16 protein-coding genes and 1 pseudogene are annotated in these 17,231 nt (G+C 71.4%); 9 read left to right on the top strand and 8 right to left on the bottom strand.

The annotated features are described in order from the left end of the window. The first annotated feature begins 773 nt into the window (after window positions 1-773). Both AB0937_RS20095 and AB0937_RS20090 read left to right on the top strand, forming a co-directional pair. Entirely contained in the window at window positions 774-1,220 is a 447-nt protein-coding gene (locus AB0937_RS20095; RefSeq protein ID WP_366713383.1) for a VOC family protein, read from the top strand. 67 nt (window positions 1,221-1,287) lie between these two features. Beyond that, window positions 1,288-1,911: a glyoxalase gene (locus AB0937_RS20090; protein WP_366713382.1), complete on the top strand. Its 624-nt coding sequence runs from the start codon at window positions 1,288-1,290 to the stop codon at window positions 1,909-1,911. A gap of 12 nt (window positions 1,912-1,923) precedes the next feature. Here the strand turns inward: AB0937_RS20090 and AB0937_RS20085 are convergent, their stop codons facing one another. From AB0937_RS20085 to glnA, 3 genes are all read right to left on the bottom strand, one after another. Further along, complete coding sequence (locus AB0937_RS20085) at window positions 1,924-2,472, bottom strand: TetR family transcriptional regulator (protein WP_366713380.1); 549 nt, start codon at window positions 2,470-2,472, stop codon at window positions 1,924-1,926. 19 nt (window positions 2,473-2,491) lie between these two features. Continuing rightward, complete coding sequence (locus AB0937_RS20080) at window positions 2,492-3,073, bottom strand: sugar O-acetyltransferase (protein ID WP_366713378.1); 582 nt, start codon at window positions 3,071-3,073, stop codon at window positions 2,492-2,494. A 243-nt stretch (window positions 3,074-3,316) separates the two neighbouring features. After that, window positions 3,317-4,678, bottom strand: coding sequence for a type I glutamate--ammonia ligase (glnA, locus tag AB0937_RS20075; RefSeq protein ID WP_033312643.1), 1,362 nt, complete (start codon window positions 4,676-4,678; stop codon window positions 3,317-3,319). Window positions 4,679-4,971: 293 nt separating this feature from the next. Here glnA and AB0937_RS20070 point away from each other — a divergent pair, with 293 nt between their 5' ends. Further along, entirely contained in the window at window positions 4,972-6,159 is a 1,188-nt protein-coding gene (locus tag AB0937_RS20070; protein ID WP_366713377.1) for a globin domain-containing protein, read from the top strand. On the opposite strand, the gene AB0937_RS20065 is transcribed toward AB0937_RS20070, so the two are convergent. Next, window positions 6,156-6,605 carry an Rrf2 family transcriptional regulator gene (locus AB0937_RS20065; RefSeq protein WP_366713376.1) on the bottom strand — a complete coding sequence of 150 codons (450 nt, stop codon included), beginning with the start codon at window positions 6,603-6,605 and terminating at the stop codon, window positions 6,156-6,158. The genes AB0937_RS20070 and AB0937_RS20065 overlap by 4 nt on opposite strands. A 216-nt stretch (window positions 6,606-6,821) precedes the next feature. Here AB0937_RS20065 and AB0937_RS20060 point away from each other — a divergent pair, with 216 nt between their 5' ends. From AB0937_RS20060 to AB0937_RS20035, 6 genes and pseudogenes are all read left to right on the top strand, one after another. Then, on the top strand, window positions 6,822-7,487 hold the full coding sequence (locus AB0937_RS20060) for a DUF3105 domain-containing protein (RefSeq protein ID WP_366713374.1): 666 nt from the start codon (window positions 6,822-6,824) through the stop codon (window positions 7,485-7,487). Continuing rightward, window positions 7,484-8,104 (top strand): DUF305 domain-containing protein, encoded by a 621-nt coding sequence (locus AB0937_RS20055; protein ID WP_366713372.1) that lies wholly within the window; start codon window positions 7,484-7,486, stop codon window positions 8,102-8,104. Before AB0937_RS20060 ends, AB0937_RS20055 begins: the two co-directional genes overlap by 4 nt. A gap of 169 nt (window positions 8,105-8,273) precedes the next feature. Continuing rightward, window positions 8,274-9,174 (top strand): annotated as a pseudogene (locus tag AB0937_RS20050) (S8 family serine peptidase); the annotation flags it as partial. A 79-nt stretch (window positions 9,175-9,253) separates the two neighbouring features. After that, entirely contained in the window at window positions 9,254-11,008 is a 1,755-nt protein-coding gene (locus AB0937_RS20045) for an NAD+ synthase (RefSeq protein WP_366713370.1), read from the top strand. Between the two features lie 128 nt (window positions 11,009-11,136). Then, a complete protein-coding gene (locus tag AB0937_RS20040) occupies window positions 11,137-11,583 on the top strand; it encodes a VOC family protein (protein WP_366713368.1) in 447 nt (148 codons plus the stop codon). A gap of 38 nt (window positions 11,584-11,621) precedes the next feature. Further along, window positions 11,622-12,203, top strand: coding sequence for a transferase (locus tag AB0937_RS20035; protein ID WP_366713366.1), 582 nt, complete (start codon window positions 11,622-11,624; stop codon window positions 12,201-12,203). A gap of 57 nt (window positions 12,204-12,260) precedes the next feature. Here the strand turns inward: AB0937_RS20035 and AB0937_RS20030 are convergent, their stop codons facing one another. The 4 genes from AB0937_RS20030 to AB0937_RS20015 form a co-directional block, all read right to left on the bottom strand. Then, complete coding sequence (locus tag AB0937_RS20030; RefSeq protein WP_366713364.1) at window positions 12,261-13,478, bottom strand: MFS transporter; 1,218 nt, start codon at window positions 13,476-13,478, stop codon at window positions 12,261-12,263. Between the two features lie 136 nt (window positions 13,479-13,614). Continuing rightward, the gene (locus AB0937_RS20025; RefSeq protein ID WP_366713362.1) at window positions 13,615-14,667 is read right to left on the bottom strand and encodes an endonuclease/exonuclease/phosphatase family protein; all 1,053 of its coding nucleotides are present in this window, start codon (window positions 14,665-14,667) and stop codon (window positions 13,615-13,617) included. A 220-nt stretch (window positions 14,668-14,887) separates the two neighbouring features. After that, entirely contained in the window at window positions 14,888-15,538 is a 651-nt protein-coding gene (locus AB0937_RS20020) for a TetR/AcrR family transcriptional regulator (RefSeq protein WP_366713360.1), read from the bottom strand. 68 nt (window positions 15,539-15,606) lie between these two features. Next, window positions 15,607-17,208, bottom strand: coding sequence for an MFS transporter (locus AB0937_RS20015; RefSeq protein ID WP_366713359.1), 1,602 nt, complete (start codon window positions 17,206-17,208; stop codon window positions 15,607-15,609). Window positions 17,209-17,231: the final 23 nt, after the last annotated feature.

Below are 17,231 nucleotides of genomic sequence, written 5' to 3'. Positions count from 1 at the left end.
GGGAAGCGCCGGGGAGTTCGGCAGGCGGACGGGGGGCGGGCCGGGTCGCGCGGGCTGGGCGGTGCCGGGGGATACGGCGGGTGGACGGGGTGGGGGCGTGGCTGTCTTGGGCGGGGGTGTACGGGCGTGGCTGCAGGGGCGGGCACCCGGGGGGGGTGAGCGGGTGGGCGTGGTTACGCGGGTGGCCGCCCGGGCTGGCCGCCCGGGGGGTGGGGGCGTGACTGCACGGGCTGGCCGCCCGGGGGGTGGGGGCGTGACTGCACGGGCTGGCCGCCCGGGGGGCGTGGCTACGCCAGGTGCGTTCCAGGGCCGGCAGCAGGACGGGGAAGGCTGCGGAGGCGGCGACTGCGGTGGCGACCTGGACGGGGTGGCCGCCGGCGGCGGGCGGGCGTGACTGCACGGGCTGGCCGCCCGGGGGCAGGCGGGCGTGGCTACGCAGGCTGACCACCGGGGGCGGACGGGCGTGGCTACGCGGGCTGGCCGCCGGGGGTGGGCGCGGGTACGGCGGTTGGCGGCGTTTGCGGGGACGCGAGGGCCATTTCCGCCACGGCACGGGTCCGGCGGCCGTCTACTCGGTGGCGCCGCCGGGTGTTTTCGGCTTCGGTGAGGGGGAGCCGTTCAGCCGGCTTCGGTCGGCGCCAGTCGCCTTCGGTCGGCGTCGGTCGCCATCTGCCGTCCGGCGTCGGTCGGCGAGACCCGGATTCAACCGGTGTCAGTCGGCTGCGGCCGGACGAGGTGGCGGTTCTCATCAGGCCGGACGAAGGAGTCATGCCATGGACATCACCCTCGAAGTCATCCCGCTGCCCGTGTCCGACATCGACCGTGCCCGGGACTTCTACCGGGACAAGGTCGGCTTCCACGTGGACATCGACCAGGAGGTCATGCCGGGGATGCGGATCGTGCAGCTGACCCCTCCGGGTTCCGGCTGCTCGATCGCCCTGGGCGCGTCGATCTGGGAGATGACGCCCGGCCCCACCCCGGCACCCGGTACCTACCAGGGCCTGCAGCTGTGCGTCGCCGACATCAAGGCGGCCCACGCGGAGCTGGTCGCCCGTGGCCTCGACGTATCGGAACCGGTCCAGTACTCCCCGGACGACGGTGCCACGTTCATGCACTTCCAGGACCCGGACGGCAACGGCTGGGCGGTGCAGGAGTACCGGCGCCGGGCCACCGAGCCGCTGCACCAGCTGCTGGCGGACCTGAAGCGGAAGCAGGCCTGAGGGCCCGGAGAGAACCCGGTCAGGAATCAAGAAGCACGTCTCGCGGGGCGCGATTAGCGTCGTTGTCATGACTTCCATCGCATCCGTCACCCTCGAGGTGGCCGACCCCGCAGCCGCCGACCGCTTCTACTCCGCCGCCTTCGGTCTGGGCGACCGGCTGCACCTGCGGGCGTCGGAGGCACCGACCTCCGGCTTCCGCGGGTTCACGCTGTCGCTCGTGGTCCCCCAGCCGGCCGACGTGGACGCCCTCGTGGAGGCGGCGGTGCGGGCGGGGGCGACGACGCTGAAGCCCGCCGCCAAGTCGCTGTGGGGCTACGGGGGTGTGGTGCAGGCCCCCGACGGCACGATCTGGCAGCTGGCGTCGTCGTCGAAGAAGAACACCGGCCCGGCGACCGGGCAGGTCGACGACTTCGTGCTCCTGCTCGGTGTGGAGGACGTGAAGGCCAGCAAGCAGTTCTACGTCGATCACGGCTTGGCCGTGGGCAAGAGCTTCGGCTCCAAGTACGTGGAGTTCGCCGCCGACGGCCCCGTCAAACTGGCCCTGTACAAGCGCCGGGGCCTCGCCAAGGTCGCCGGCGTCGCCCCCGACGGCACGGGCTCCCACCGCCTCACCATCGGCGGCGACACCGGGCCGTTCACCGACCCGGACGGCTTCACATGGACGACGGCTTCGGAGAGCGCGTCGGTGTGACCGGAGGCGGGCCTAGGACGGCACCGCCGTCAGGCGGGTCACCGCCAGCCGTGTCAGCTCGCGGCTGTGCGGTTCGCCGTCGAGGGAGCGGTGCAGGGTCAGCCCTTCGATCAGCGCGTCCAGCTGACGTGCCGTGACCGGGTCGAAGTGCTGCTCCAGGAGCAGGCGGCTGCGGCGCATCCAGGCCTGTGTCAGCTCGCGGTACTCGGGCCGCCTGGCGGCCAGGGTGTACAGCTCGTGGGCGAGGACGAGGTCACGCCGGGGTCCCTCGGACAGGGCGTGGACGAGGTCCGTGACGGCTTCACGGACCTGCTCGGGTGTCTCGGCACGGCCGAGGTAGCGCCCGAACTCGGCCACAATGTGATCGGCGAACCGGGTGAAGGCCTCCCGCAGCAGCTCGTCGATGCCGCTGAAGTGGTAGGTCATCGAGCCGAGCGGCACCCCGGCCCGGGCGGCGATCCTGCGGTGGGAGACACCGGCGACTCCCTCGTCCGCGATGTGGTCGAGCGTGGCGGCGATGATGCGCTCGCGGCGCCGCGGATCGGCGTGCCCGGTGGCCATGGCGGTCGACTCCGGCGGGTCAGAGGTTGCGGACGGGCCGGGCGGGATTGCCGACGGCCACGACGTTGGCGGGGACGTCCCTGGTGACGACGGCGCCCGCGCCGACGGCGGCGTTGTCGCCGATGGTGACGCCCGGGCACACGATGACCCCGCCCCCCAGCCAGACGTTGTCCCCGATCACGATCGGCCGCGCCGCCTCCAGCTTGTCCCGGCGGGGCTCCGGCTCCACCGGGTGGGTGGGCGTGAGGAGTTGGACGTTGGGCCCGATCTGGCAGTCCTCGCCGATGGTGATCCGGGCGACGTCCAGCGCGGTCAGGTTGTAGTTGACGAAGGTCCGGGCCCCGATGGAGATGTTGCTCCCGTAGTCGACGTACACCGGCGGCCGCAGGTCGACCCCCTCCCCCACGGCACCGAACAGCTCGTGCAGCATCGCGCGCGCCGACTCGGCGTCCTCGGTGTAGGCGGCCAGATACCGCGCGGCAAGCCGCATCGCCCGCTGCTGCCGCCGGGCGATCTCGGGGTCGCCGGCGATGTAGAGATCACCGGCGAGCATGCGCTCGAGGTGGGTCCGGGGGTCGTCGGCGAAGTAGTCGGCGGGCATGCGTACGATCGTACGCTCCGAAAGGTACGAACGTACGCTCCGGGCGGACCTGCCGTGAGCACGTTGGCCGCATCCCGCGCCATGCCCGGAAGGGGCTCCTCGGACGCGTGCCGCAGCGAGTGACAGCCGTGCTGGGTGAACCACCCCTGTCCGGGCGCTTTCCTCGGCAACGCCATGGGGCCGACGGTCCACGACCGTCGGCCCCGTCCGCCGAGTCAGCGGGAAACCCGCTCCGACCTGCGCCTACAGCGCCGGCAGGTTCTTCCGCAGCTCGAACGCGGTCACCTCGGACCGGTACTCCTCCCACTCCTGCCGCTTGTTGCGCAGGAAGAAGTCGAAGACGTGCTCGCCGAGGGTCTCGGCGACCAGGTCGCTGCGTTCCATCAGGGTCAGGGCCTCGCCCAGGTTCTGCGGGAGGGGTTCGATGCCCATCGCGCGGCGCTCCGCGTCGGAGAGGGCCCAGACGTCGTCCTCGGCACCCGGAGGGAGTTCGTAGCCTTCCTCGATGCCCTTCAGGCCGGCCGCCAGCAGCAGCGCGTACGCGAGGTACGGGTTCGCGCCGGAGTCGAGGGAGCGGACCTCGACCCGGGCCGAGCCCGTCTTGCCGGGCTTGTACATCGGGACGCGGACCAGCGCCGAGCGGTTGTTGTGGCCCCAGCAGATGTAGGACGGGGCCTCGCCGCCCGCGCCCGCCGTGCGCTCCGCGCCGCCCCAGATGCGCTTGTAGGAGTTCACCCACTGGTTGGTGACCGCGGAGATCTCCGCCGCGTGCCGCAGCAGGCCCGCGATGAAGGAGCGGCCCACCTTGGAGAGCTGGTACTCCGAGCCCGACTCGTAGAAGGCGTTGCGGTCGCCCTCGAAGAGGGAGAGGTGGGTGTGCATGCCGCTGCCCGGGTGCTCGGAGAAGGGCTTCGGCATGAACGTGGCGTGCACGCCCTGCTCCAGGGCCACCTGCTTCATGACGAGGCGGAACGTCATGACGTTGTCGGCCGTGGAGAGCGCGTCGGCGTAGCGGAGGTCGATCTCCTGCTGGCCCGGCGCGCCCTCGTGGTGGGAGAACTCGACCGAGATGCCCATCGACTCCAGCATGGTGATCGCCTGGCGGCGGAAGTCCATGCCGACGTTGGTCGGGGTGTGGTCGAAGTAGCCGGAGTTGTCCGCGGGCGTCGGGCGGCTGCCGTCGAGCGGCCGGTCCTTCAGCAGGAAGAACTCGATCTCCGGGTGCGTGTAGAAGGTGAAGCCCAGGTCGCTCGTGCGGGCCAGGGCGCGCTTCAGGACGTAGCGCGGGTCCGCGAAGGACGGGGAGCCGTCCGGCATGAGGATGTCGCAGAACATCCGGGCCGTGCCCGGGGCCTCCGCGCGCCACGGCAGGATCTGGAAGGTCGACGGGTCCGGCTTGGCGATCATGTCGGACTCGTAGACCCGGGCGAAGCCCTCGATCGCGGAGCCGTCGAAGCCGATGCCCTCGTCGAAGGCCTGCTCCAGCTCGGCCGGGGCCACGGCGACGGACTTGAGGAAGCCCAGCACGTCCGTGAACCACAGGCGTACGAACCGGATGTCGCGCTCCTCCAATGTCCGGAGCACGAACTCCTGCTGCTTGTCCATCTTCCGCTTCCCCATCCTTGCTGGTCAGGCCGCCTGTCTTCCGTACCACGGGAGGCGGTCGGGCACCTGAGCATCCCACCACACCACCGTTTCGAACGCGTTGCGGACCATGATCGCCCGGCTGATCCGGGGTCGAACGCCTCACGTCCGGCGGGTGAACTGCTCTGACGCCCATAGTGCCTGTTCGCACCGACATCCGTAACGGCCGGTTCCCGGCGTCGCCCGGCCACTTAATTTGCATCTCATATGCAAGTTTTAATAGCGTGCGCGCAGCCGAGCCTTGAGGAGGCCTGATGCTGTCCGAGCAGTCCGCCGCCACCGTCCGTGCCACGCTCCCCGCCGTAGGGGCTGCCCTCGGCACGATCACCGAGCGCTTCTACGCCGGGCTGTTCGCGGCCCACCCGGAGCTGCTGCGGGACCTGTTCAACCGGGGGAACCAGGCCTCCGGCACCCAGCGCCAGGCGCTCGCCGGATCCGTCGCCGCGTTCGCGACCCACCTGCTGGAGCACCCCGGCCAGCGGCCGGACGCGATGCTGCGGCGCATCGCCCACAAGCACGCCTCGCTCGGGGTCACGCCGGAGCAGTACGCCGTCGTCCACGAGCACCTGTTCGCCGCGATCGCCGAGGTGCTCGGGGACGCCGTCACGCCCGAGGTCGCCGCCGCCTGGGACGAGGTCTACTGGCTGATGGCGAACGCCCTGATCGCCGTGGAGCAGCGGCTGCGCGAGGAGCGCGGCGGGCACACCTGGCGGACCTGGGAGGTCGTCGAGCGGGTCGCCGAGACCGATGACGTCGCCACGTTCCGGCTGCGGCCGGCCGACGGCGGCCCGGTGCGCGAGTTCCTCGCGGGCCAGTACGTCTCCGTCCGCGTCGCCCTCGCCGACGGCGCCCACCAGATACGGCAGTACAGCCTGTCCGGAGTGCCCGGCCCGGACCTGCGGCAGATCAGCGTCAAGCGCGTACGCGAGCCCGGCGCCCCCGCGGGCGAGGTCTCGAACCACCTGCACGCGCGCGTGCGGGTGGGTGACGTCCTGGAGCTGTCCGAGCCGTACGGCGACCTGGTCCTGGACGCCGCGTCCGGCACGCCGCTGCTGCTGGCCTCGGCCGGTATCGGCGTGACCCCGATGACCGCGATGCTCGCGCACCTGGCCGACTCCGGGCACCGCGCCCCGGTCACCGTCGTGCACGGCGACCGCTCACCCGCCGCGCACGCCCTGCGCACCGACCACCAGGCCTACGCCGGCAAGCTGCCCGACGCGGCCGTCCACTTCTGGTACGAGCACGACGCCCCGGCGGACGCGCACTCCGGGCTGGTCGACCTCACCGGCGTCGCGGTCGCCCCGGGCACGCACGCGTATCTGTGCGGCCCGCTCCCCTTCATGCGGGCGGTACGGACCCAGCTGATCGCGAAGGGCGTGGCCCCCGCCGACATCCACTACGAGGTGTTCGGCCCGGACCTGTGGCTGGCGGGGCAGGACTAGGGAGCGGGACGACCGGGGCCCCGGGAGATCCCCAGGAGCAGCGCACCGGTCGGTTCCGCCACGATGTCCTCCACCGTGACCGGGTCCAGTGAGGTGAAGAACGCCTCCTGGGCCCGGCGCAGGGCGCCGCGCAGGCGGCAGGCGGAGTTGAGGGGGCAGGGCGTCGGGCCCTCGCAGTCGACGACGTCGCCGCCGCCCTCGAAGGCGCGGACCACGGCGCCCACCGAGGTCGTACGGCCCTCCTCGGTGAGCGTGAGGCCGCCGCCGCGTCCTCGGCGGGCCTCGAGCAGGCCCATGTGCTGGAGCTCGGCGACGACCTTCGCCAGGTGGGTGTACGGCACGTGCATGCCGTCCGCGACGTCCCGGGTCGTCGGACTCGACCCGCCCGCGACGGCGAGCCGCATCAGGACCCGCAGGGCGAGGTCGGTGGAGCGCAGCAGCCGCATACGGGCAGCGTAGGTAATGCGAATGCGCGGTTCAAATTATCGCTGATCCAGGAGCGGGCCATCGGGCCGCAGACCGGCGCCGGGACCGCCGAAGCTGTCGTCCCGCTGTCGGTGCCGTATCGATTCGGCTCATTCCTCGCCTGCCCTACGAGGCGCCCCGTCTCCCCCATTACGATCAGCTCACCCGACCGTCACTTTTCCCACGAAGGACACCTCATGGGCTCTGCCAACAAGAGCAGCACGGCACGCAAGGCGCGGATAGAGGAGATGCGGCGCGCCGAGCAGGCCCGTGAGCGCCGCAACCGGGTCCTCGTCGTCGGGGCCAGTGTGGTGGTCGTCGCCGGGCTCGTGGCCGGCGGCGTCGTGCTCGTGCGGTCCCAGGACGACAAGGGCAGCGCCACCGCGGCGAGCGACTCCTCGGGCAAGGGCAAGTTCGTGACGGGCAAGGACGGCGTGCGGACGTGGGAGGGCAAGCTGGCCCGCAACCACGTCACCAAGGCCGTGAAGTACGCCTCCGAACCGCCGGTCGGCGGGGACCACAACCCGGTCTGGATGAACTGCAACGGCGACGTCTACACCGAGCCGCTGAAGAACACCAACGCCGTGCACTCGCTGGAGCACGGCGCGGTGTGGGTGACGTACAACGCCGAGGCGAAGAAGGCCGACGTCGACGCGCTCGCGGCGAAGGTGAAGAAGACGCCGTACACGCTGATGAGCCCGATGGACGACCAGAAGGACCCGATCATGCTGTCGGCCTGGGGCCACCAGCGCTCGGTGACGGGCGCGAAGGACCCGAACGTGGACGCGTTCTTCGAGAAGTTCGTCCAGGGCGCGCAGACCCCCGAGCCGGGGGCCGCCTGTACGAACGGGCTGTCCAAGTGAGGCATGTCGGCCTGATCGCCGGGGCCGCGGCGGCGGCGCTGGTCGCCGCCGGTGCGATCACCTACGCCGTCGCGGGGGACGACGGCGGCGGCAGGACGCCGTCCGCCGAGTCCGCGGACGCCGGTTTCGCGCGGGACATGGCGGTGCACCACCAGCAGGCCGTGGAGATGTCGTACATCGTGCGCGACCGCACGAAGGACGAGGCGGTCCGGCGTCTCGCGTACAACATCGCGCAGACGCAGGCCAACCAGCGCGGCATGCTGCTCGGCTGGCTCGACCTGTGGGGTCTGCCCAAGGTGTCCTCCAAACCGCCGATGACCTGGATGGACATGGGCGGCATGGCCTCCGGCAAGGACGGCGCGCTGATGCCGGGCATGGCGACCGACTCCGAGATGAAGAAGCTCGGCGAGCTCAGCGGGAAGCAGGCGGAGGTCTTCTACCTCCGGTTGATGACGGACCATCACCAGGGCGGCGTCCACATGGCCGAGGGGTGTGTGGACAGGTGCACGGTCGGCGTGGAGAAGCGGCTGGCCCAGGGCATGGTGGACGCGCAGCAGTCGGAGATCTCCTTGATGGCGGACATGCTCAAGGAGCGGGGCGCGGCACCGCGGGCCTAGGGACACCCGGCGCGTAAGCCTCAAATCGCCCTGGAGCTTGTCTTCTTGGGCTCTTCTTGGCCTGCGTGGGGCGGTTCTTGGGCTGCGCCATTCCCTGGCATGAACGGTTCATCGCGAGAGTGGCGACCGTCGAGTGATCCACTCGCGACGAACCGCACAGGGGGTTCCCGCGCTCGGCAAGGTCGTCGACCAGCACCTGGCCGACATCGTCTCCAACTCGTGGGGCGAGGTCGAGGCCGCGCAGACCCCCGACCTCGCGGCCGCCTACGACCAGGTCTTCCAGCTGGGCGCGGTCGAGGGCATCGGCTTCTACTTTCTCCTCCGGCGACGACGGCGACGAGGTCGCGAGCTCCGGGACGAAGCAGGTCGGCTCCCCCGCCAACTCTGCGTGGGTCACCGCGGTCGGCGGCACCTCGCTGGCCGTCGGCAAGAACGACACGTACCTGTGGGAGACCGGCTGGGGCACCGACAAGGCGAACCTGTCGGCCGACGGCAGGAGCTGGACCGACTTCCCCGGCGCCTTCACCTCCGGCGCGGGCGGCGGCACCAGCAGGACCGTCGCCGAGCCCTCCTGCCAGCGGGGCGTCGTGCCGGACGCGCTGGCGAAGGCCAACAGCGCGGGCGGCAACCGGGTCGTCCCGGACATCGCGGCGATCGCCGACCAGAACACCGGGTTCCTGGTCGGCCAGACGCAGACCGGGCCGGACGGGAAGACGCAGGCGTACAGCGAGTACCGCATCGGCGGCACCTCGCTCGCGGCCCCGACGATCGCGGCCGTCCAGGCCCTGGCCCAGGTGGCCCGGGGCAGGGCGCTCGGCTTCGCCGACCCGGCGATCTACGCGAAGTACGGCTCGAAGGTCTACCACGACGTCACCGACAACCCGACGGGCTCCGGCCTCGCCGTGGCCCGGGTCGACTTCGTGAACGGCTACGACGCCACCGGCGGTCTGTCCACGTCCGTGCGCAGCCTCGGCAAGGACAGCTCGCTCGCGGCCGTGAAGGGATATGACGACGTCACCGGCGTGGGCTCGCCCGCGAACGGCTACGTCGAGTCGTACCGGCGCCGCTGACCTCCGCAAGGGGACATGGGGTGGTGTGGGGTGACCCGCACCACCCCATTGTGTCGCACTGACGATTACACTGGGCGGCGTGCCTCAACTACGTCTCGCCCTGAACCAGATCGACGCCGGCGTGGGCGACCTCGCCGGTAACACCGAGTCGATCGTCCGCTGGACCCGGCACTCCGCCGAACAGGGAGCGCATCTCGTGGCGTTCCCGGAGATGGTGCTGACCGGGTATCCCGTCGAGGACCTGGCGCTCAGGTCGTCCTTCGTCGAGGCCTCCCGCGCGGCGCTGCGCGCTCTCGCCGCGCGTCTGGCCGCGGAGGGCTTCGGAGAGCTGCCGGTGATCGTCGGCTACCTCGACCGCAGCGCCACGGCTCAGCCGAAGTACGGCCAGCCGGCCGGCGCGCCGCAGAACGCCGGGGCGGTGCTCCACCGCGGCGAGGTGGTCCTGAACTTCGCCAAGCACCACCTGCCGAACTACGGCGTCTTCGACGAGTTCCGCTACTTCGTGCCCGGCGACAGCATGCCGGTGCTGCGGGTGCACGGCGTGGACGTCGCCCTGGCCATCTGCGAGGACCTCTGGCAGGACGGGGGCCGCGTCCCCGCCGCCCGTTCGGCGCAGGCGGGCCTGCTGGTCTCGATCAACGCCTCCCCCTACGAGCGCAACAAGGACGACACACGCCTGGAGCTGGTCCGCAAGCGGGCCCAGGAGGCCGGCTGCACCACGGCGTACCTGGCCATGATCGGCGGCCAGGACGAGCTGGTGTTCGACGGCGACTCGATCGTGGTCGACAAGGACGGCGAGGTCGTGGCGCGGGCCCCGCAGTTCTCCGAGGGCTGCGTGGTCCTGGACCTGGACCTGCCGGCGGCCTCGCCGGACGCCCCCACCGGCGTGGTCGACGACGGGCTGCGCATCGACCGCGTGGTGCTGTCGGAGGAGCCGCTGCCCGCGTACGAACCCGAGCTCACGGGCGGCTACGCGGACCGGCTGGACGACGACGAGGAGGTCTACTCGGCGCTGGTCGTCGGCCTGCGGGCGTACGTCGCGAAGAACGGCTTCTCGTCGGTCCTGATCGGCCTGTCCGGCGGCATCGACTCCTCGCTGGTGGCCGCGATCGCGTGTGACGCGGTGGGCGCGCAGAACGTGTACGGCGTGTCGATGCCGTCCAAGTACTCCTCGGACCACTCCCGGGACGACGCGGCCGAACTGGCCCGCCGTACGGGTCTGAACTACCGGACCGTGGCGATCGAGCCGATGTTCGACGCGTACATGGGCGCGCTGGGCCTGACGGGGCTGGCGGAGGAGAACCTCCAGTCGCGCCTGCGCGGCACGCTGCTCATGGCGATCTCCAACCAGGAGGGCCACATCGTCCTGGCCCCGGGCAACAAGTCGGAACTGGCGGTCGGCTACTCGACGCTGTACGGCGACTCGGTCGGGGCGTACGGGCCCATCAAGGACGTGTACAAGACGTCGGTCTTCCGCCTCTCCGAGTGGCGCAACCGGGCCGCCCGGGAACGTGGCCAGACCCCGCCGATCCCGGAGAACTCCATCACCAAGCCCCCGAGCGCGGAACTGCGCCCGGGCCAGGTCGACACGGACTCGCTGCCCGACTACCCGGTGCTGGACGCGATCCTGGAGCTGTACGTCGACCGGGACCGCGGCGCCGACGAGATCGTGGCGGCCGGGTTCGACGCGGAGCTGGTCGCGAAGACGCTGCGCATGGTCGACACGGCCGAGTACAAGCGGCGCCAGTACCCGCCGGGCACGAAGATCTCCCCGAAGGGCTTCGGCAAGGACCGGCGGCTGCCGATCACGAACGGGTGGCGCGAGTCGCTCTGACGGGCCAGGGTCGTCAGGGACGGCCCGGCCCGGCATCGGCGAGTCCGGCGGTCTCCCGCACCGTGAGGCGCGGGAGACCGCCGGACTCGCCGGACCCGGCCTCCACGACCGCTACCCGGGAGCCCGCCATGAGGATCCATCTGACCAGTGTCTTCGTCGACGACCAGGCCAAGGCCCTGCGCTTCTACACCGAGGTCCTCGGCTTCGTGAAGAAGTACGACGTCCCGGTGGGCGAGACGGAACGCTGGCTGACCGTCGTCTCCCCCGAGAACCCCGGCGGTACGGAACTGCTCCTGGAGCCCGCCGGACACCCGGCCGTCAAGCCCTACCGCGACGCACTCGCCGCCGACGGCATCCCGGTGGCCCAGTTCGCCGTCGACGACGTCCGCGCGGAGTACCAGCGCCTGCGCGGCCTCGGCGTCCGCTTCACCCAGGAGCCCGTGGACATGGGCCCGGTGACCACGGCCGTCTTCGACGACACCTGCGGCAACCTGATCCAGCTCGCGACCCAGCCCCGGGAGCAGGCCGCGGGCACGGCGGTTTCGCAGGACGCCATCAATCCGCTGACGTACTGACGGATGATCGGACAGCGTCGGGCCCACCGTGCAGGGGGTTGCTCATGAGTGAGCGCGTGGTTCCGGCGCGTGTTCTCGCCGCCGAACGCCTCGCCGCCGAGGCGGGGTTCGAGAAGAGCTGCATCGCCGAGGTCGGCAGGCTGCTGAGGAGGGCGGCCGCCGCCAAGCCCGGTGGGGTCGTCGCAGAGAGCGGCACCGGGTCGGGGGTGGGGACCGCCTGGCTGCACAGCGGCCTCGGGGACGGTGCGCGGCTGGTGACCGTCGAGCGGGACGAGGAGCCGGCCCGTCGCGCGGCCGGGCTCTTCGCCGACGACGGTCGCGTCAGCATGCTGACCGGGGACTGGCGGCTGCTCGAACAGTACGCCCCCTTCGACGTGTTCTTCTGCGACGGCGGCGGCAAGCGGGACGGTCCGCGCCGGGTCGTCGAACTGCCCGCCCCCGGCGGGATCCTCGTCCTGGACGACTTCACCCCCTCGGCCGAGTGGCCGCCCCGGTTCGAGGGCGAGGTGGACGAGCTGCGCCCGTTCCACCTGACCCATCCGGAGCTGGACGCGTCCGAAGTCCTCACCACGCCCACCAGTTCGGCGGTCGTCGCGGCGCGGCGGCAGGGGTCCCGCTAGAAGACAAACGGCAGCCCGTGGGTCGGTGACCCACGGGCTGCCGCGTGCCGGAAGGCGTCAGTGGCGCACCGCCTCCGCCTCCTGCGGGACATGGCTCGCCACAATCCGCTCGTGCCCGGCCACGGGAGCACGGCGCCGGTCCACCGCGTAGGCGAGCGACGCCACGGCCAGGCCGAGGACGGCCAGGGCCACACCGGCCAGGGCCGGGGAGGTGACGCCGAAGCCCGCGGCCAGGGCGAGGCCGCCGATCCAGGCGCCGCCCGCGTTGGCCAGGTTGAAGGCGGCCTGGTTGGCCGAGGAGGCCAGGGAAGGGGCCGAGGACGCCTTCTCCATGACCATCAGCTGGAGCGGGGAGCCGGTGGCGAAAGCCGCCATGCCGAGCAGGATCACGGCCACCGCGGCCGTGATCTCCGTGCGCATCAGCAGCGGGAACAGCGCCAGGACCGCCACCAGCGAGGAGAGTCCGCCGAACAGCGTGCCGCGCAGGGAGTGGTCGGCCAGGCGGCCGCCCAGCAGGTTCCCCGCGGTCGCGCCGACGCCGAACAGCGCCAGCAGCAGGGTGACGCTGGCGCCGGCGTAACCGGCGGCGTCCGTGAGCATCGGCGTGATGTAGCTGTAGGCCGCGAAGAGGGCACCGAAGCCCGCGACGGTCGTGCCGAGCGACAGCCAGACCGGCAGCGAGCGCAGGGCGGCGAGTTCACCGCGCAGGCCCTTGGCGGTGGTGTGCTCGTGGTCGTGCGGGATGAGGAGCGCGAGCGCGGCGATGGCCGCCAGGCCGATGGCGCTGACGCCGAGGAAGGTCGCCCTCCAGCCGAGGTGCTGGCCCATCAGGGTCGCGACCGGCACACCCGCGACGTTCGCGACCGTCAGGCCGAGGAACATGAGCGAGACCGAGCGCGCCTTGCGTTCGGGGGCGACCATGTTCGTCGCGACGACGGCGCCCACGCCGAAGAAGGCGCCGTGCGGCAGGCCGCTCAGGAAGCGGGCGGCCAGCAGCCAGCCGTTGTCGGGCGCGAGGGCCGACAGGGCGTTGCCCACGACGAACAGGCCCATCAGGCCGATCAGGACCGTTCGCCGGGACATCTTGGCGGTGACCGCGGCCAGCAGCGGGGCGCCGATGACGACGCCCAGCGCGTACGCCGACACCAGATGGCCGGCGCCGGGTATCGAGATGTTCAGGTCGTCCGCGACGTCGGGCAGCAGCCCCATCATCACGAACTCGGTCGTACCGATGCCGAAGGCGCCCACGGCAAGGGCGAGCAGGGCCAGGGGCATGAGTGAGCCTTTCGAGACTTGCTGGGAGATCCGTACGCGTATGTTCAAGTACGGAACAAAGTCTCTCAGGCGCACTATTCCACGCCCTGCCGCCTCCGGCGCGCATTTCTGGCGGCAGGGCTGTGACCAGGGGGTTTCAGGAACCGCTTGTGGTGACACTCACACGGGCCGCGACCGGCAGATGGTCGCTCCCCGTCTGCGGGAGGTTCCACGAGCTCTCCGGCTTCAGGCCCCGCACCATGATCTGGTCGATGCGGGCCATCGGGAACGACGCCGGCCAGCTGAAGCCGAAGCCGTTGCCGGCCGCGCCCTGCGTGGAACGCATCTGCGAGGTGACGGCGTTGAGCGCGCGGTCGTTCATCGTGCCGTTCAGATCGCCGAGCAGGACGACGTTCTTCAGCGGTTCACGGGCGATGGCCTCACCGAGGTAGTCGGCGCTGCGGTCGCGCTGCCGGGCCGTGAAGCCGGCCTCCATCTTCACGCGCACCGACGGCAGATGGGCGACGTAGACGGCGACCTGCCCGGCCGGGGCGGTCACGGTGGCGCGCATCGCGCGCGTCCACCCCATGTCGAGGTCGACGTCCCGCACCCCGGTCAGCGGGTACTTGCTCCACACCCCGACCGTGCCCTGCACCGAGTGGTAGCGGTACGTCGACGCCAGCGCCCTCTCGTAGGTGGGCACCGCGGCCGGCGTCAGCTCCTCCAGGGCCAGGACGTCCGCCCCGGAGGCGGCCACGTCACGGGCGGTGCCGGCCGGGTCCGGGTTCTCGGCGTTGACGTTGTGCGTGACCACCGTGAGGTCGCCGCCGGCCGCGGTCTTGTCACTGAGCTGGCCGCCGAAGAGGTTCAGCCAGACCACGGACGGCAGCACCACGGCGATCAGCGCGGTCGCGGACCTGCGCACCAGGGCGAGGGCGAGCAGCACCGGGACGAGGAGGCCCAGCCAGGGCAGGAACGTCTCGGTGAGGCTGCCCAGGTTGCCGATGGTGTTCGGGATGTGCGAGTGCACCAGCATGACCAGGCCCAGCAGCACCGCGCACGTCGCGACGATCAGTCCGCGCCGCCAGATCCGTGGGTCGCCCCGCCAGGGGCCCGCCAGCCGGTCGAACAGGCGCCGAAGCCGGGTCCCCCGGTGCTCGGGCCCCGAGCCGCCGTTGTCCGTCTCCGTCATGTACGCCTGCTGCGCCATACCGTCGCCTCACTGCCTGCTGTGCACACCATCGCCCCCGTGTCCTTACGACCCTAGGGGATGATCCGTTCCGTTCCTGCCGTCCCTCGACGGCCGTACGGGGGCGATGACGTTCGAGTCCCCGCGTCGAGTTCCGATCAGCCCCGGCGAAAGCGCCCTCTGTGACGAAACGCGCACACTGGTGCCGCGGCAGGCATGGCGAACGGTGCCTGCCGCGGCACTAGGAGCCGTGCGGAGCCGAACTGACAGAGGGTGAGCCGGTCGGCCGCAGCCCTTCGAGCAGAGTGTCGACGACCTGTTCGGCGAGGTCGTCGGGGAGGTCGGCGTCGGTGCGCAGCACGGCCCGCACGAGCATCGGGCCGACGAACAGGTCGTTGAGCAGCTCCAGGTCGAGGTCCGTGCGCAGTTCGCCGTTCTGCCGGCCGCGGCGGAGGATCTCCAGGCCGAGCCGCCGGCGCGGCGCGACGACGGTGGCGTGGTACGCCTCCCAGAGTTTCGGGCTGCTCTTCATCTGGGCCTGGACGCTGTGCAGGATCGCCGAGGAGCGGTTGGCCAGGCCGCGCCGGCGCACCTGCTCCAGCAGGACCACCAGGTCGTCGCGCATGGAGGTGCCGGGCAGCGGCGGGTCCGGGGGCTCGGCGGCGCGCACGACGTCGACGAAGAGTTCCTCCTTGCCGCTCCAGCGGCGGTAGATGGTGGCCTTGCCGACGCCCGCGGTGCGGGCGATGCGCTCGATGGACAGCTCCGCGAGGGGCACGCCCTCCTCCAGGAGCTTCATCACGCCCTCGATGATGGCGCGCTCGACGGCCTCGCTTCTGGGACGTCCCCTGGCGGGACCGTCGTGCGGGGGCTGCCGTTCGGCGAGGCTCACGTCGCTGCTTCCTTTCCTGAACCGTCTCGGCCGTCTCTGACGGGCGGGACGTCAATCGTCCCCCAGGCCTACGACCTGGTGTGCGACAACTCCTGGCCGTCCTGCGCCCCCTGGGCCGCCGGCGGCCTGCCCGGGAGGAACAGCGCCACGACGACCGCGCCGAGCACGGCGACGCCCGCGCCCCACAGGGCCGTGACGTGCATGGCGTGCAGGAACGCGTCGTGCGCCGGGGCGACCAGGGACGCGCCCCGCGGGCCCAGCTTGTCCGCGATGCCGAGGGTGGCCTCGATGGACTCGCCCGCGGTGTGGCGCAGCGCCGGGGGGAGCGCGCCGAGCTCGTCCTCGATGCCCGTGCGGTACGCCGTGGACAGCACCGAGCCGAGGACGGCGATGCCGAGGGCGCCGCCGACCTGCCGGAACGTGTTGCTGAGCGCGGAGGCGGAGCCGGCCTTCTCGCGGGGCAGGGCCTGCATGATGACGACGCTGACGGGCGTCATGATGTGGGCCATGCCGGCGCCCATCAGGAAGAAGATCACTTCCAGGATCCAGATGGGGGTGTCCGCGTCCAGGGCGGCGAAGGCGGCCAGCATGGCGGCGATGACGAGCAGGCCGGCCGTGGTCGTGGCCTTGTTGCCGAAGCGGTCGACGACCAGACGGGCGCGCGGCGCGAAGATCATCTGGGCGGCGGCCAGCGGCAGCATCAGCAGACCGGTCTGCAGCGGCGAGTAGCCGCGCACGCTCTGGGTGTAGAAGACGGAGAAGAAGGTCACGCCCATCAGGGCGAAAAAGACCAGCGCGATGGCGGCGATGGCGGCCGAGAAGACCTTGTTCTTGAAGTACGTGACGTCTATCGACGGGTGGTCGCTGCGCTTCTCGAAGACGACGAAGGCGACGAGCACGGCGAGACCGGCACCGATGGTGGACAGCACGGTGGCGTCGGTGAAGTCGGCGAGCTGGCCGCCCTTGATGATGCCGTAGACGAGCAGGACCAGGCCGACGACCGACAGCACCACGCCGACGGGGTCGACCCGGCCGGGGTGCGGGTCGCGCGAGTCGGGCACCAGCCAGAGCATCAGCGCGAGCGCGAGCAGCACGATCGGCACGTTGATGAGGAAGACCGAGCCCCACCAGAAATGGTCGAGCAGTACGCCACCGGTGATCGGGCCGATGGCGATGGCGAGTCCGACGCCGCCCGCCCAGATACCGATGGCCTTCGGCTGCTCGTCGCGCTCGAAGACGTTCATGAGGACGGCGAGGGTGGCGGGCATCACGAACGCGGCGCCCAGGCCCATCACCGCACGGAAGGTGATCAGCTCGCCCGGCGAGCCGGAGAACGCGGCGAGAGCCGAACCGAGGCCGAACACGGCGAGACCGCCGAGCAGGACCTTCTTGCGGCCCAGCCGGTCACCGAGCAGCCCGGCGGTGAACAGCAGGCCCGCGAAGACGAGGGTGTAGGCGTTGATCGCCCATTCCAGTTCGCTCTGCGTGGCGCCCAGGCCGGTCGGGGCAGGGGTGGAGATCGTTTTGATGGCGACGTTCAGGATCGAGTTGTCGAGCACGACGATCAGCAGGCTCAGCATCAGCACGCCGAGGATCGCCCAGCGGCGCCGGTGCACCGCTTCCGGTACGCGCGGGCCGGTGGGGGCGGCCGGGTCGGCAGGAGTAGTCATGGGGGCGAGCCTAGAACCTTTTC

Source organism: Streptomyces sp. NPDC047880 (assembly GCF_040706515.1).
Lineage (GTDB): Bacteria > Actinomycetota > Actinomycetes > Streptomycetales > Streptomycetaceae > Streptomyces.
Note: the sequence above shows the minus strand (reverse complement) of the source record. Positions and strands in the feature narration are given on the sequence as shown.